This window comes from Paramicrobacterium agarici (assembly GCF_002563955.1).
Taxonomy (GTDB): domain Bacteria; phylum Actinomycetota; class Actinomycetes; order Actinomycetales; family Microbacteriaceae; genus Paramicrobacterium; species Paramicrobacterium agarici.
In genome coordinates this window covers 145349-161243 of the sequence record NZ_PDJE01000001.1, presented here as the reverse complement: position 1 = coordinate 161243, position 15895 = coordinate 145349, and the positions used below count along the sequence as shown (strand labels likewise).

Genomic DNA, 15895 nt, shown 5'->3' with positions numbered 1-15895 from the left:
CAAACCGTGCCGTCAGGTCGTCAGCGCCGTCGGCGAGTGAGATTCTGAACGACGCGTCGCCCTCGAAGGCGTCGTCGGGAAGCGCGACAGTCGCCGTCTTCCACTCGCCGTCTCCCGTGCGCTCGGCCTCTGGTGACGACCACTTTCCTTCGACGGCATCTCGAGCGTCTAGGACGTTGCAATCGCCATCCGTTCGTTGATCGACGTCGTCGAGGATGCTCCGGCTTGCTGAACCGCGAAGGAGATCGGGTGATCGACCGTGAGGAGTTCTCGGAGCGTGAAGGAGCTGTCAGGAATGTCGCATGACGGCGTGGGCCCGGTCGGCGCCGGTCCAACGGGATTGCCGCTGGCTGGAGATCACGCCGGGGCAGCCGGTGGCAGATCTGCCCACCGGGCAAGTTTGCCTACAAGGCAAAGATATTCTAGGGTCGTAGTCATGGCTGATGAATCCAAGGTAGGGCTACGCGAGCGCAAGAAGCTCGAGTTACGTAAGGCACTGAGTGATGCTGCCCTCGATCTCATGTTCGAGCTTGGTCTTGAGAATGTCGTGCGCGAGCACATCGCTGAACGCGCCGGCGTCTCGCTCCGGACCTTCAGCAACTACTTCGCGACCAAGTACGACGCGTTGGCCTATCGGGTGGGCTTCCGTCTTCGACGCAGTGCTGAGCTTCTGCGTGGCCGACCCGCCGATGAGCCACTGTGGGCGGCGATCTGCGAAGCGATCCTGGAGCCGATGGTCCAGGACGGAGCCCCGTACGGCCAACCGACACGTGAGCGCCTCAATGAAGTCCAGAAGCTCAATCAGGCGCCGGAGATGCAGGCCGCTCTCGCACGGACGGCGACCGACGACCTGGCCAGCGCGGTAGCGGAACGCACAGGCACAGACCCGGCATCCGACCTCTACCCGCGTCTCGTGGCTCAGATCGCCCTCAGCACGTTGACGGTCGTTACAAACCATTACCCCATGATCGAGCCCGGAACGACGTTGCCCAGCGCCCTCCGGCGCGTCTTCGCGGAGCTCGGCGACGGGCTTCCTGCTCCGACGTCCGCTTCTCCCAGACCTCACCTGATTGGACTGCTCTCATGACACTTACCGCAGATGATCGGCTGGACAACATCGAACTGATCTCGCCACGGCGCGAACCAGGTCGTGCAGCGGAACCGCGCTTCGAGGAGGAGGTCTGACGGTGGCCGAGTTTCACGTGACTTCAGACTTCGCACGCTCGGCATCTCGCGAGCAGATCGAACGGGCGGCCGCAGCGCTCACCCGGCACGGCTTCACGGTTGAGATCCTTCGCGACAGCGCCGAAGCGCGCGTCCGAGTGCGCGAGCTGGTGCCCGAAGGCGACAGTGTGCTGACCGCATCGAGTGAGACGCTGCGCGTCTCCGGAATCGACGAGGACGTCAACGATAGCGGGCGATACCGGTCGGTTCGACGACAGGTACAGTCGATGGACCGGGGCGCGGATGCCGACGGCATCCGACGTCTCGTGGCTAGTCCCGATGTCGTTCTCGGAAGTGTCGCCGCCGTCACGGAAGCGGGATCGCTCATCGCCGCCTCCGCCAGCGGAAGCCAGCTCCCCGCGTACGCCGGCGGCGCGCGCGCGATCTGGGTCGTCGGCGCACAGAAAGTCGTCGCGGATATGAATGCTGCGATCCATCGCCTTGAGGAACACGCTCTTCCACGGGAGGATGAGCGAGCCCGGGAGGCATACGGCCGGCCCAGCGCTGTGAACTTCATGCTCACGATCAACGCGGATCCTCGCCCTGGGCGTGCCACAGTGCTGCTTCTCGAAGAGGTGATCGGATTCTGATGAGCGAGCACGTTGCCCATGCGCCCATCGGGTGGTGACTGAAGGAAGCTGGTGCACGAATCGACGAAAGGAGATTGCGAAGCACTGCTTCGGCCGCTCGAACGATTGGTGCCGGGACTGCCGGATTGTGACGAGGACGAAGCGGCGTGAATGGAGTGATGGACGAGTGAAGGGCACGTCACAAGCCCCCCACTGCGATGTGGTCGTGGTTGGTGCCGGTCCAACGGGACTGCTGCTGGCCGGAGACCTGGCCAGGGCGGGGCTGCGGGTGACGGTGCTCGAGAAGCTTTCCGAACCCAGCGCGATGCCGAAGGCGAACGCTGTCATCGGGCAGGCTGCGCGCCTGCTGCAGCATCGAGGCATCCATCGGCGGCTCGGATTTGCGCGTATGCCTGATCCCTCTCCGCTGTTCCAGTTCGGCGGGCTCGCACTGACTCTGTCATTGTCGCCTTATGATCGCCTTCACGGCATCCGGGTCACGCAGCAGCAACTCGAGCAAGCACTCGCTGAAAGGGCAGCGGAGGCAGGCGTGACGACTCGGCGCGGATGTGAGGTGCTGAACCTGATCGACGACCAGCAGATGGTGAGCGTGCGCTTCCGGGACCGTACTGCTGAGGAGCAAACGGTCGCCGCGAGGTACGTCGTCGGCTGCGACGGCGCTCATAGCGATGTCCGCCGCATCATGGGGATCGGGTTCCCCGGCGTCACCGATGACGACGTCGTCTCCCGATCTGCCGACGCCGTCGTCGCGGCGGCAAGCGTCTCGGCCGGCCAGAGCCTAGTCGAGGTTCCGGGCGTCGGCTCGCTTGGTCTGTACGGTTGGAATCGCACCGAGCGCGGCGCGTGGTCGATGATGCCGAGGGGCGACGGCACCGTCCTAATCAGCGCGATGGAGTGGCCAGCCGGTGACGACACGACAGACGCAGCCCCCGTGACGTTCGCCGAAGTCGCTCAGGCTCTCGATCGAGTCGTTGGCGCGCACGTCCCGGTGCAGCCGCCAACTTTGCCCGGACCGCATCAGCTGCGCCGTTGGCGGGGGCGGAACACGAGGATCGCATCCGCATACCGCCGGGGCCGGGTGCTACTGGCAGGGGATGCCGCTCACGTTCACAACGCGGTCGGGGCGCCAGGGCTCAACGTCGGCCTGCAAGACGCCGCCTGCCTCGCTTGGCGGCTCGCAGCAGCAGTTCAGGGCCATAGCGACGCACTTGGCGGTTATGAGACCGACCGGCGCCCGGCCGCCGAGCGTGTGGTGATGCACAGCCAAGTCCAGACCCTCCTACTGTCACCGGACAGCGCCGTGACGTCCCTGCGAGAGCTGCTCGGGGAACTGTTCGAGGAGCCAGCGGTGGTTTCTCGGCTCATACGAATGCTGGAGGGATCGGAAGTTACCTATCCGGCGGAACCTGCCGACCACTCCCTGGTCGGGACCTTCGTTCCTGAGCTGACGAAGATCGACGAGCTTCTCGATGACGCCCGGCCCACCCTGATTGACTTGCGTGGTGGTCAGGAGATCACGCCGGAGGGAGTGACGACGGTCTGTATGCCCGTGGCAGAACCACCTGCGGCCCTCATCCTCGTACGTTCTGACGGCTACGTCGCCTGGGCATGCGACAGCGTAAAGCCCGACGAGCTCGCAGACCTGGAACGAACTGCGAGACGCCTGAGCGGGGCGAGACAGGCGCAACTTGAGAGCTGATTTCCGGTCGGCCGAGGGTGATTACCGCACACGCGTCAGCCAGCAGTTCGGCAATTATCGAAGAGCGTGACGTCGAGGAGCAATATACGCTTGTGTCAACGTCGTCCGCTGAACGCTGGAGGCACATGAGCACCCCGGTGGACCTGTCCTATCCGTTCGCCGGCCGTTGGCTCGTCCGGAATAGCCCTGCGAACCGGATTCCCAGCCACGGCACACGCCTTTTTGCCACGGCCTATGCAATCGACTTCGTTCCCGTTACCGAGGTCGGACGCACCGCACCGATCACGCTCGGCTCTTTCGTGAAGCCGGAGCCCGCCGAGAGATTTCCCGGTTTTGGGCGCCCGATACTGGCGCCCGTCCACGGTGTTATCGTCGCCACCCACGATGGCGAACTCGACCACCATGCTCATCGCGGTCTGCCCTCGATCCGTTACGCGTTGACCCAGCAGCGGCGTGCCGGAGCAGGCTGGGCGGCCCTTGCCGGGAATCACGTGTTGATCGAGGGCCGCGACGCTGTCCTCGCCCTGTGTCACTTGCGGCAGGACAGCATTATGGTGCGCCTTGGCCAGGAGGTGCAGGTGGGCGACGAACTCGGCAGCTGCGGAAACTCCGGGAACAGCACTGAACCTCATGTTCATGTCCAAGCGCTCGACAATCGTGATGTCGATCGAGCCCAAGCTCTCCCCATCACGTTCAACGGCTCGCTCCCAGCTAATGGCGACGTCGTTCATGCGCAGACTCGCGCCGCCGAGTAGAACAGAAACGCCAGAATCACGTCGATCAAGACCGACTACTGCGACACCTGCTGGGTGCCGACTCCGCGGCTGTGATCGTCAGCGTGATGAGGCGTTTGGTCGCTCGGGTCTGGGCAACGTAGAGGTCGCGAAGACCGGATTCACTTTCCTGTTGGATTTCGTCAGGATCGATGATGATCACCGTGTCGAACTCCAGCCCTCGTGCGTCGGTTGCAGACACGATCGCGGCACGCGCGTCGAGGGGTCCGCTTTCGATCCTCCGAGCATGCTGAGTCGCGGCGACGATTCCCACCAGTTCGTCAGGGTGGTCTCGTGCCGATTGAGTGACGATGTCGGCGACGGCATCGTCGATTTCCGCTGCGGCGACGGTGAGGTTGATTGGGGCTTCGCCACGGCGGATCGAGTACGAGAGGCTTTGTGCTGGCGCAATCTGAGCAAGTATGGGTTTGGTTGCTTCGAGGATCTCGGCGGTGGTGCGGTAGTTGACGGTCAACGTGTGATGGGTGAAGCGGCCCTCGACGAATGGCTCCAGCGCGTCCTCCCATCTCGCGATCGAGCTCGTAGGACCCGCTTGTGCGAGGTCGCCGACGATCGTCATCGATCGGCTCGGACAGCGGTGCATGAGCATGCGCCATTCCATCTCCGAAAGCTGCTGCGCCTCGTCGACCACGACGTGCCCATAAGTTATCTCGGGCAGCCCGTCCACCTGCGCTCGCGCCTCATCCAGCAGCGGAAGGTCGGCACGGCTCCACCCCGCCTGCGCGCCCGCGCCGATCGAATCGATCTGTTCGTCGGAGAGCTCAGGGGCAGCCTCAGCCAGCACTTCGGGGTCCGTGAGCAACTCGCGCAGGACGTCGTCGGCGCGAAGCCTCGGCCAGACTTGAGCGATGGTTCGGTCGATGCTGATGTCACCGAGAAGGTCGTCGCGGATGCGATCCCAGTCGATCTCCAGCCCGTCTGAGCGCGAATCGGCCTCTTCTGACTCAGCGTATCCGGGTTGGGGCGCGAACATGCGATCAAGGTCGACGCCTACGTTCTTGAGCTCGTCCTCGAAGTCAGACATGTCCCGGGCGGTCTGCTGCTCCAACTCATCGACCAGGTCATCAACGACGTGCTCGAGAAACAGAGCCCGCCCGCGGTTGTGGCCGATGCCGCCCTGCAGAGCGCTGCGTCGAGCCGCATCGACCCGGGAAGCGTCCAGGGTGACCGCCCCGTGAGCTGTGGTGAATCGCAGGGGCACGCCATGCGGCTGCCGATCCCGCACCCGCCGTGCGAGCGCCTCGGCGAGCAGCCGACGTCCTTTGGCACGGGCGACCGCGTCTGACTCGGATCTCGTCGCCTCGACGCCCAGAAGATCGGGTCCCGTGGCGAGCTGAACGTTGTTTTCGCCGAGCGAAGGAAGCACGTCGGAGATGTAGGCGAGGAAGCGCCGGTTCGGGCCGAAGACGAGCACGCCCCGTTCCGCGATCGTGGGAAACGCGTAGAGCACGTACGCGGCCCGATGCAGAGCAACAATCGTCTTGCCTGTTCCTGGCCCGCCGTCAACGACCATGATCCCGCGATGCCCAGATCGAACGATCTCATCCTGCTCACGCTGCAGAGTTGCAGCAGCCTCACGCATACGTCCCGTCCGCGCCGCACCCAGCGCCAACACAAGCGGCCCATCAGAGACGACGTCGGCAGACGTCGGGCCTGTTCCGTCGAAGAGCTCGTCGGAAACATCAACGACTCGTCGGTCTTCGACGCGGAGATGACGGCGGCGGCGTAGCCCCAGCGGGGAAGCCATGGTTGCAGCGTAGAAGGGCCTCGCGGCCTCCGCCCGCCAATCGACAAGCAGGATCTCGCCGGACTTGGAACGGAGGCCGATACGGCCGACATGCAACGCCTTGCCGTCTGCGCTGTCTATGCGTCCGAAGCATAGAGAACGTTCCGCCAACTCGAGCACCCCTAACGTTCCGGCCGTTCGCCTCACCATGTCATCTCTTGCCCAACGAGATTCGGCCCCATCGATGGACGGGGCCATCGCTTCCTCGCTCGCAACGATGGCGTCGGCCTTCTTCTGGTCCAGCCGCGCGTACATCACCTCGATTGAACGCTGCTCACTCGCGATCTGCCCCGCCTTGCCTGCGACCGCATCCACCATCTGTGCTCCCTTCGACTGGCGTCCATCGTGAAGGGAGAAGCACTCGAATACAACTTTGACTTTCGTGCCGAGGTTTGGCCTTCTGACGATATGTAGCGACTCCACGCTGTGTCTGACGCGCAATAACCTAGGAACTCTTTGCGGCTACAGGAGCCGATGTGCATTCCTGTCTCGAGACCAGCCCGAGCGATGCACGGTGCGACAAGAACGTCGATCCTCGCAGCTCATTTCGTGGCTTCTGCCCCGGGCACGCGGAGAGAACCGCCTGACAAGATTTCAGTTCGCCCGCGAGATCTGCCGGCGGCGAGGTGCGCGATGAGCGCTTCGACGTGACGTGACTGAGTTCTGTCGTTGGTCAGGAGCAGTATGTCGCGATTCATCTCGGGCAACAGCTTGCGATAGACAATACCTGGAGCTTCGGGCTTCTCTGCTGGTGACGGAACACAGGCGATTGCGATGTTTGCTCGGACGAGCGCGAGCTGAGTAACGTGATCCGAGACGAAGTGTCGGATGTCCAGTTCGATTCCGTTCCGGCGAGCGAACTGGGTGAGAGCGTCGTGCTCGTCAGACTCCGGGGCGCATGCCGCCCACACTTCCGTTGCGAGGTCAGCGAGAGTGATGTGTCTCTTGGCGCGCGCAGGATGACTCTCGGGCAACGCGATCCACGCCGTCTCTTGATTGAGGCGCTGGGCGTTGACTCCGGCAGGCAGCCGCAGCGGTGTGGGGCTCCACGATTCAGCGAACACCACATCCAGCCGGCCCCCAGCGAGCTGATCGAGGTGCGATTCCGTTTCGCCGTCTTCGATGCGCAGCTCAACTCGTGGATGGAGTTCCTGAAAGGCCGGCAGTTCGTCGACCAGGGTGGTGCGGACGATGGAAGCAAGCGCACCGATCCCGATGCGACCGACAAGCTCATCGCCGTAGTGCAGGTCATTCTCCGCCTGCGTCATGAGCGTGGCCACGCGCGCGGCGTAATCGGCGAGGATGCGGCCCTTGTTCGTCAGTCGCACGCCACGTCCATCGGGAATGACGACTTTGACGCCAGCTTCAACCTCGATGCGGCGTAGTTGCTGTGAGACCGCGGGCCCGGTCATGTGCAGCAGCATCGCCGCCCGGGTGACCGATCCTGTGCGTGCGACCGCGTCGAGAAGTCGAAGTCGGCTCCATTCCACACGCATACGCGTAGCTTAATAGTAGTAGAAGCAAATACAAACTAGAGCTAATGAGTGTCGACGTTTAAAGTCGAGGCGTGACTGATCAAGACTTGCCCGATTTCAACAGATTCCGATCCCAAGCAGTCGCCTCGCTGTCGGTGCTCGCGGGAGCGATGTGTCTGTCAGCGTCGGCGATCCTGGTCAAGCTCGCGGGGGTGGACGCTGCAACGACGGCGGTGCTGCGGTGCGCTATCGCCGTTCTCTTCCTCGTCCCCCTGGCATTGGGTGAGCGCGGGCGGCGCGGCCCGCTCTCTCGGCGGGGCATCAGTTGGGCTCTCGCAGCGGGAGTCGCGCTCGGCATCGACTATGCCGCATGGACGGCGTCGATCTTTTCTGTCGGTGCAGGGATCAGCACAGTGTTGGTCAACGTGCAGGTTGTCGTGCTGCCGCTGCTGGCGTTCGTGGTTGATCGCGAACGGATGCGCCTGAGATTCCTGCTGACCCTGCCATTGATGCTCTTCGGAATCTGTCTCGTCGGTGGCGTCTGGGGCGCCGCCACGCTGAGAGAAGAAGCCGTGCGCGGAACATTGCTCGGTCTGCTTGCCGGTCTGGGGTACGGGTCGTATCTGTTTCTCACACGCCGAGCGACGAGGCAGGAGCCGGGCCGAATGGTTCAGCCGCTCGCCTGGGCAACAGCCTCGGCTGCTGTGACGGCCGCTCTTATCGCACCCTTTACGGGTGGTCTACATCTGAAGGCCATTACGCCACTGGCCTGGACGTACTTGGTCTTGCTCGCAGTGCTCGGACAGATCGTCGCCTGGCTGCTGATCCATCGTGGCAGTACCCACCTCGACCCCGTCACCACTGCCGCACTGCTCTTGATTCAGCCAGTGCTCGCGCTCGGCCTTTCTGCCATGATTCTCGCCGAGCGTCCGACAACGCTCCAACTCGTCGGTGCGACCATCGTCATCGCCGCCGTTGCCATATCGAACGGGCTCGTTGGTGGGCACCGGCGGACAAAGGATGCAGTTTTCGATCGGTTCCGACGAACGGGAAGACTGCGAAGCTGACGCTGAAGGAAATGCGTGCAGAGAACGTGCGAGACGGGAAGACGTCGGTTGTGACAACTGCCGTCGCACAACTGGTGGATAGCGGCGGACCAGGGCCAGCGCTGGTGCACCGGGTCAGCCAGACAGTGCTTACGCACGCACGACCCGCACGAAGCGCACCGTGAGATCGTCTGCAGCGTCACTGAGCGATACCCGGAATCGCGTGTTGTCTGCATCGAACGCGTCGTCGGGAAGCGCGACAGTCGCCGTCTTCCACTGCCCGTCGCCCGTGCGCTCGATCTCGGGTGACGACCAGTCACCGACATCGACGGTGAACGTTCCCGTTCCTTCATCAAGGTAGGTCACTTTCACGACAGGGTCGGACGAGCCCGAGGATGCCGCGGCAAACCGCGCATCAAGCTCGAAGACGAATCCCGTGTCGCCACCGGCAACGTCGGTTGCGAGTCCTTCGTGTGCCTCTCCGTTGTCGGGCTCGAACACCTCGGTGTGCACGTCGACATCTGACCGGTGCGCGACGGAGCCAGGCTCGTCGACCTGCACGAGCCAGCGCTCCAGATTGCGCACCCACGGCCGGGTCTCCCATTCACCGTCAAACGGTCCCGCCTCGTCGCCGGCCCAGTACATGTCTTCGGCATCGCGCAGCGCGGCCCACGCATCTGCCGAGGTCTCGGCGGTCTGACCCATGGACAGCCGTACCCAGTCCCAGTGCTCGGGGTATTCGGCGAAGTACGAGGGCTCGGGCACGACATAGATCCAGTTGGTGTGCAGCTGCAGCGCCTTGAGATTCGACTGCCGCACGGCGTAGTACGGGTCATCCGTCTCGTATCCGCAGTCGTTGTAGCACTCGTTCTCTGTCGCGACGATGCGCGTGCCGTCGTGAACCGGCAGGGTGTCATCGAGCACCATGTGGCCGTTCGGCAGAACGCGCGAGCCGTAGGCCGGCGCTTCGCTCAAGTGAAAGTTCGACAGCTCCGTGATGCCGGTGCGAATCCCGAGTCCTGCCTCGACAGCCTGCTTCGCCAGCAGATCGTCGTCTGCGCCGAACGGACCCCACGGATAGTCCTCGCCCGTGAATACGAGCTTGTTCGCGTTGTCGCCGAAAAGGTCAGCCAAATCCGTCCAGGCATGGTCGTACCACGATAGGTAGGTCTTCAGGTCGAGGTCGCCGGCGTCGACCGCGGCGGTGATCATCTCGTAGTCGAACTCGGCCCACGTGAACGCCCCGGGCACGTAGACGAACGCCAACTGGGGATCGGCAGCGAGGCCTCCGTCGACGAACAGCGTTTCGTACGTGTCCATCAGATGGCCCCACACGCACTCGTCCCAGATCGGGAGGTGGCGCTGCCCGTCATAGTCGGGGCCATACGTCGAGACGCCGCAGTCCTCGACGACCCAGTCCGGTGCCCACGTCTCGCCGCTCGCGAAAATGCGCATCCAGAACGGTCCCTGCTCGGCCAGCTGGTCGTCGAGCGACGCGAAGCTCATGCCTTGCGCCTCACCGCTCGAGGTGCGGTCGAGCTCGCCGGCCTCCGGTTGAATCTGCCGCCACGACACGTCCACCGAGCGCGTGAACACATGATCAGATGTCGACGCTTCCTCAGAGAAGAACCCCGAGTTGGACGCCGGCGTGACGCCAGCGGGAAGGCTCCAGTCGTCGCCGGTTCGGATCGCGACGCCATCACCAGCATCCAGAAACTCGAACTGAGGGCCCTCGCCTGCTGAACCCGCGGCCGGTTCGGCCTCTGGCGCACTGGTTGCACACGCTGTCAGAGAGATCGAGAGGATGCCGATGACGGCGGCCGCCCTGCGGAAACCTCGCATCGCTGTCGTATTCGTGCCACTGATCGTCGTCACATTCGCCTCCGAGAGAATCTTCGGTGATTCTTGCCGAGATTTCTCGTCGGCATCACGAAGCGATCATCGCCGATGCTCGTTTTGCGCAGTCCGCCTGAGCGAACGCACTCATGTCGACGCTTCGCCGTTGCCGAAACTGAGCGTCTCGTGCACGTGAGCCACCTCTCCGACGCCATTACGCTTTCGGCTGGCGGGCATCGTTATGGTGAACCGGATGCTGCCGCGGAACGTCGCGCGGCAGCATCCGCGTACCACGCACTGTGAAGGAGTTCGCCATGCGCCGCCACGTTCTCGCCCCCGCGCTCATTGCGCTTGTCGCACTCGGCCTCGCCGGATGCGCTGCCGCCGATGACGAAGCGGGGCCGAGGGAAACGCCGTCGGTCCCGCAGAGCCTCGCGCCGTCGGCGACCGACGTCGCTGTCGATGAGCAGAACGCCGACGAGATCTGCGAGGCCGAGAGCGCATCGGGCGACGCCGACACGTGCGTTCTCAAGAACACCGAAATCGAGGGCAGCATCGTCTTTGACGGAACCCGCGTGGTGAAGCTGATCAACACGACCGTCACGGGCGAGGCGAAGATCATCGGTGCCGAGAGCGTCGTTGTCACCGATAGCGACGTGGCGGGGGACCTCGAGATGCTCGCCAACACGGATGCTGTCGTCACGACGTCCACCGTCGGTGCAACGCTGACCGTCGACGGAGGCAAGAGCGGAACCGTTTCTGCCAACGAGGTGCATGGCGACCTCAATTGCTCGGGCAACGGCGCGGTGAAAGGCGAGGGAAACGCGGTGTCTGGCTCTGCCGCCAATCAGTGCGCCGCGCTGGGGTGATCCGAGGGTGCCTCTGCGACGAGCCGGTCGAAGGTCGCGTCGAGCGCAGCATCCGTCACCTGCTTGTCGGGGTGAGCGTCGAACCACGCGATCTGCTCGCGCGCGCCCTGCCAATACGGCACCGTCGTGCCGAACTCCGGCACAAGCGCTCGCAGCTTGCTCGTGTCGAACACCATGGAGTGCGCTTTGTCGCCGAGCAGGCCAGGGCCGAGATCGGGAAGCGCCGAGGCGATGCGGTCGCTCGTGACGTGCACGATGTCGGCGGTTGTTCCGGCAGCATCCGCGAGCCACTCATAGATCTGGTTCCACGTCGGCGCGTGGTCGCTCGTGATGGTGAATGCCTCGCCGATCGCAAGGGGATTGCCGAGCAGCCCCGTGAACCCGACAGCGAAGTCCGAATTGTGCGTGAGCGTCCAGAGGCTCGTGCCGTCGCCGTGCACAACCACGGGCTTTCCCGCTCGCATGCGCGCGACGTCGGTCCAGCCGCCAATGGTCGGAAGGAGCGTGTGGTCGTACGTGTGCGAGGGGCGCACGATCGTCATGGGAAACCCGGTGCCGCGATACGCCGCGACAAGAGCGTCTTCGCCGGCGATCTTGTCGCGCGAGTACCGCCAGTGCGGATTGCGCAGCGGCGTCGACTCGGTGACCGGCAGGCGCGACGGCGGCGTCTGGTACGCCGACGCCGAGCTGACGAACACGTACTGACCCGTGCGCCCGGCGAAGAAATCGATGTCGCGCTGCACATGCTCGGGGTTGAACGCGACGAACTGCGCGACCGCATCGAACTCACGGCTGCCGAGGGCGTCGGCGAGGGATGCTGGTGAGCCAGCGTCAGCGGTCAGCTGGTCGACGCCGTCGGGGAGCGGCCGTTCGCCGGTGCGGCTTCTGTTGAGCACGGTCACCTCGTGCCCGCGCTCAAGCGACGCGCGAACGCACGCCGAGCTGATCACTCCGGAACCGCCGATGTAGAGCACTCGAGTCATGTGCCTCATCATGCCGGATGCACTCCGACGACGCCATGGCCCGGCCCCGATTAGGCTGAGTTCATGCGAGCGACAATGCGTGACGTCGCGGTGCGGGCGGAGGTGTCGCCCAAGACCGTGTCGAACGTCATCAACGGCGTCGTCTTCGTGCGCCCAGAAACGCGCGAGCGCGTGGAGCAGGCAATGGCCGAGCTCGACTACGTTCCCAATCTGTCGGCGCGCGGACTGCGCAATGGCCGCTCTGGCGTGCTCGCGCTCGCGCTGCCCAACCTCGACACGCAGTACTCGGCCGAGACGATCGGGGCGTTCGTCGAGGTTGCGCACGCCCGCGGGTGGGCGATCCAGGTCGAAGAGACCGGCGCAGAGCCGCAACGCGAGTTCGAACTGCTGTCACGCGCGAGGGCGCACCTTGTCGACGGGCTGATTCTCAACCCCATCACGCTCGAAGACAGCGTGATCGCCGAGGCTCGCGGTCTGCCTCCGCTCGTGCTCATCGGCGAGGTCGAGCAAAGTCTCGTCGACCTCGTCGGCGTCGACAGCCGGCACTCGGCGCGCGATATGACCCGGTGCCTCATCGAGAGCGGCAATCGCCGCATCGCCGTCGTGGGGTCGCCGGTCGGAGACTTTCAGACGGCGACGTCTCGTCAGCGCGCCGAAGGGTATCGAGACGCACTTCGCGAGGCGGGGCTGGCGACGGATGCTGCTCTCGAGATCGGGTGCGCCGATTGGACGGCTGCGGGCGCAGCATCCGCGTTCTCGTCGTATCTCGACGGCGGCGGCGACGTGCCCGACGCCGTGTTCTGCTTCACGGACACCATGGCGTTCGGCGTGCTGAACGTGCTGTGGCAGCGGGGCCTTCGCGTGCCCGGCGATGTTCGCGTGGCCGGCTTCGACAACACCGTCGACAGTCCCTACGCGGTGCCGCCGCTGACGACAGTGGCCTTCGATCGGCGCGAGCTCGCGCGACTGGCGATCGAGCGCCTCGAACAGCGCATCGCCGACCACACTCTTGCGCCAGAGCGCACGCGCGTGCCGTACGAGGTTCTCGAGCGCGAGAGCACCCGGGCGTGACACGTGCGCTTATTTCGGAGATTTCTTAGCGTCGCCTGCCGGGGGCGCTGCTGACCAGGGGTTTTGCTGCCTGAGGCCGAAACGGCGACCGTAATTTCCGAAATTGCTGCACATCATTGGTCTTGTATTTCCCATTACAACGATGTAATGATGGTGACTTCCGATGGTGTCCAGCACAAAGGAGTGATGTTCATGACACGATCTCGTCAGCCGGGCGGCGGCCCAAGCTTCTCGCGGCGCCGCATGCTGGCCGGCACTGCCGCGGTATTCGGCGGTGCGCTTCTCACGCCGACGCTCGCGGGCTGCTCGACCTCGGCAGCATCCGGAATCACCTCGCTGTCGTATTGGCACCTGCTGAGCGGCGGCGACGGCATCACCATGGCGACCCTCGTCGCCGACGTCGAGAAGAAGCTCGGCAATGTCTCTGTCGACCAGACGGTTCTCGCGTGGGGTGCTCCGTACTACACAAAGCTCGCCATGGCGTCGGCGGGCGGTCGCGCTCCCGACATCGCCATCATGCACGCGAGCCGGGTCACGGGATGGGCGCCAGGCGGTCTGCTCGACCCGTGGGATCTCGACCTGCTCGCCGAGTTCGACGTGACCGAAGAGACCTTCAAACCGCGCATCTGGGAGAAGGGGTTCACCGACGGCAAGCTGTACTCGGTCGCCCTCGACTCGCACCCGTTCATCATGTTCTACAACACCGACGTTGCCGACGAAGCGGGCGTGCTCAGGTCTGACGGAACGCTCATCGAGACGACGACGCCAGACGAGTTCATCGACATGGCGCTCGAGATGCAGGCGGTCACCGGTCAGCACGGACTTTCGTGGGGGTACCTCAACGACGGCGCTCAGCTGTGGCGGCTCTTCTACACGCTCTACAAGCAGCACGGTGCCGACATGGTGCTCGAGACCGGCAAACCGGCCGAGTACGACAAGGATGCTGCGCTCGAATCGCTCGAGTTCATGACGAAGCTCGTCGATGGCACCGTCGCCGCGACGAACAGCGACATCAACAACGGCATCGCCGAGTTCGCGGGCGGACGGAGCGGAATGCTCTTCTCGGGCGTGTGGGAGCTGCGCACCCTGCAAGATGCCGACATCGCGTTCGATGCGAGCACGATCCCCACCCTCTACGGGACGCCCGCGGTGTACGCGGATTCGCACACGTTCGTGCTGCCCCATCAGTCGAAACCAGACGAGACGAAGCGCCGCGCAGCGTACGAGTTCATGTCGACGCTGCTCAAGGGCTCGATCGACTGGGCGGGCGCCGGCCACATTCCCGCGTACCTTCCCGTTGTGAACGACCCGGCGTACGACGACCTCATTCCGCAGGCGCACTACGCGAACGCCGCCGATCTGATCAACTATGACCCGCCGGCGTGGTTCACCGGCTCCGGCTCTGATTTTCAGAACTACTTTCTCGATTCGATCCAGGGCGTCATGCTCGGCGAAAGGAGCCCGGAAGCGGGCTTGGCCTCGTTCATCAGCCGCATCAACACACTGCTCTCGAAGCCGAATCCGGTGACCGCATGAGCGCCCGCATCAGGCAGCGCACGGCGCTGCGCGACGACAAAGGAGTCTCGCTGTGACGACCGCAACTGCCCGAAACGTCTTGCCCGACACCGGCGCCACCGTGAAGGCGACGCGCAGGGGAAAGCCGCGCGAGAACCTCGCCGGATGGGGATTCATCGCGCCCTTCGGCATCCTGTTCATTCTGTTCATGCTCGTTCCCGTGCTCTGGGGAATCTACCTGAGCTTCACGAACCAGAGCCTCACGGGGGCAGGCGGCGAGCTCATCGGCTTCAGCAACTACGCCGAGGCGCTCGCCGATCCCGACATGTGGCGATCGATGCTCAACACCGTGTGGTTCACGGTACTCAGCACGGTCCCGCTCGTCGTGATCGCCCTTGCCCTCGCCCTGCTGGTCAACACAGGGCTGCCGGGGCAATGGCTGTGGCGGCTGTCGTTCTTCATGCCGTACCTGCTCGCCTCGACGGTCGTCTCGCTCATCTGGGTGTGGCTGTACAACCCGCAGCTCGGCCTCTTCAACACCGTTCTCGGCTGGTTCGGGGTCGATCCGATCACGTGGCTGCAAGACCCGGACCTCGCCATGCTCTCCGTCGTCATCACGACCGTGTGGTGGACGATCGGGTTCAACTTTCTTCTGTACCTGGCCGCACTGCAGAACATCCCCGACAGTCAGTACGAGGCGGCGTCGCTCGACGGAGCCGGCCGCTGGCGCTCGCTGTTCTCGATCACGATTCCTCAGCTCGGGTCGACGACCGTCATGGTCGTGATTCTGCAGCTGCTGGCCTCGCTCAAGGTGTTCGACCAGATCTACCAGATGACTGGAGGCGGCCCGGCCGGCACGACCCGCTCAGCCATCCAGTACATCTTCGAGACCGGATTCACGGGGTTCCGCTTCGGGTACTCCTCGGCGATCTCGTACATCTTCTTTGTTCTGATCATCGTCGTCTCGGTGATCCAGTTCCGCATCACGGCGCGAAGGAGCGCATGAC

The 15895-nt window shown here is 64.2% G+C and carries 13 protein-coding genes; 9 read left to right on the top strand and 4 right to left on the bottom strand.

Going from position 1 to position 15895, the window contains the following annotated elements; all coding sequences use genetic code 11:
• The first annotated feature begins 436 nt into the window (after positions 1-436).
• The 4 genes from ATJ78_RS00790 (at position 437) to ATJ78_RS00775 (ending at position 4268) form a co-directional block, all read left to right on the top strand.
• Entirely contained in the window at positions 437-1087 is a 651-nt protein-coding gene (locus ATJ78_RS00790) for a TetR/AcrR family transcriptional regulator (protein ID WP_098405862.1), read from the top strand.
• A 100-nt stretch (positions 1088-1187) separates the two neighbouring features.
• A complete protein-coding gene (locus tag ATJ78_RS00785; protein ID WP_211288402.1) occupies positions 1188-1814 on the top strand; it encodes an LUD domain-containing protein in 627 nt (208 codons plus the stop codon).
• A 31-nt stretch (positions 1815-1845) separates the two neighbouring features.
• Entirely contained in the window at positions 1846-3513 is a 1668-nt protein-coding gene (locus ATJ78_RS00780) for an FAD-dependent oxidoreductase (RefSeq protein ID WP_098405861.1), read from the top strand.
• Positions 3514-3638: 125 nt separating this feature from the next.
• Positions 3639-4268 (top strand): M23 family metallopeptidase, encoded by a 630-nt coding sequence (locus ATJ78_RS00775; RefSeq protein WP_098409125.1) that lies wholly within the window; start codon positions 3639-3641, stop codon positions 4266-4268.
• A 25-nt stretch (positions 4269-4293) separates the two neighbouring features.
• Here the strand turns inward: ATJ78_RS00775 and ATJ78_RS00770 are convergent, their stop codons facing one another.
• Positions 4294-6411, bottom strand: coding sequence for a HelD family protein (locus ATJ78_RS00770; protein ID WP_211288401.1), 2118 nt, complete (start codon positions 6409-6411; stop codon positions 4294-4296).
• A gap of 224 nt (positions 6412-6635) precedes the next feature.
• Positions 6636-7589, bottom strand: a complete 954-nt coding sequence (locus ATJ78_RS00765; RefSeq protein ID WP_098405860.1) for a LysR family transcriptional regulator — start codon at positions 7587-7589, stop codon at positions 6636-6638.
• A 71-nt stretch (positions 7590-7660) separates the two neighbouring features.
• Between ATJ78_RS00765 and ATJ78_RS00760 the strand changes: the two genes are divergently transcribed.
• Positions 7661-8635, top strand: coding sequence for a DMT family transporter (locus ATJ78_RS00760; RefSeq protein WP_245836154.1), 975 nt, complete (start codon positions 7661-7663; stop codon positions 8633-8635).
• Between the two features lie 129 nt (positions 8636-8764).
• On the opposite strand, the gene ATJ78_RS00755 is transcribed toward ATJ78_RS00760, so the two are convergent.
• On the bottom strand, positions 8765-10489 hold the full coding sequence (locus tag ATJ78_RS00755; protein WP_098405859.1) for a hypothetical protein: 1725 nt from the start codon (positions 10487-10489) through the stop codon (positions 8765-8767).
• A 275-nt stretch (positions 10490-10764) separates the two neighbouring features.
• Here ATJ78_RS00755 and ATJ78_RS00745 point away from each other — a divergent pair, with 275 nt between their 5' ends.
• Positions 10765-11319: a hypothetical protein gene (locus tag ATJ78_RS00745; protein ID WP_098405857.1), complete on the top strand. Its 555-nt coding sequence runs from the start codon at positions 10765-10767 to the stop codon at positions 11317-11319.
• Here ATJ78_RS00745 and ATJ78_RS00740 read toward each other — a convergent pair.
• The gene (locus tag ATJ78_RS00740) at positions 11298-12302 is read right to left on the bottom strand and encodes an SDR family oxidoreductase (protein WP_098405856.1); all 1005 of its coding nucleotides are present in this window, start codon (positions 12300-12302) and stop codon (positions 11298-11300) included. The genes ATJ78_RS00745 and ATJ78_RS00740 overlap by 22 nt on opposite strands.
• Before the next feature lie 63 nt (positions 12303-12365).
• On the opposite strand from ATJ78_RS00740, the gene ATJ78_RS00735 reads away from it, so the two are divergent.
• The 3 genes from ATJ78_RS00735 (at position 12366) to ATJ78_RS00725 (ending at position 15894) form a co-directional block, all read left to right on the top strand.
• Positions 12366-13373 carry a LacI family DNA-binding transcriptional regulator gene (locus tag ATJ78_RS00735; RefSeq protein ID WP_098405855.1) on the top strand — a complete coding sequence of 336 codons (1008 nt, stop codon included), beginning with the start codon at positions 12366-12368 and terminating at the stop codon, positions 13371-13373.
• A 192-nt stretch (positions 13374-13565) separates the two neighbouring features.
• Positions 13566-14909: an extracellular solute-binding protein gene (locus ATJ78_RS00730; RefSeq protein WP_098409122.1), complete on the top strand. Its 1344-nt coding sequence runs from the start codon at positions 13566-13568 to the stop codon at positions 14907-14909.
• Positions 14910-14988: 79 nt separating this feature from the next.
• A complete protein-coding gene (locus ATJ78_RS00725; RefSeq protein ID WP_434061506.1) occupies positions 14989-15894 on the top strand; it encodes a carbohydrate ABC transporter permease in 906 nt (301 codons plus the stop codon).
• The last annotated feature ends 1 nt before the right edge of the window (position 15895 follow it).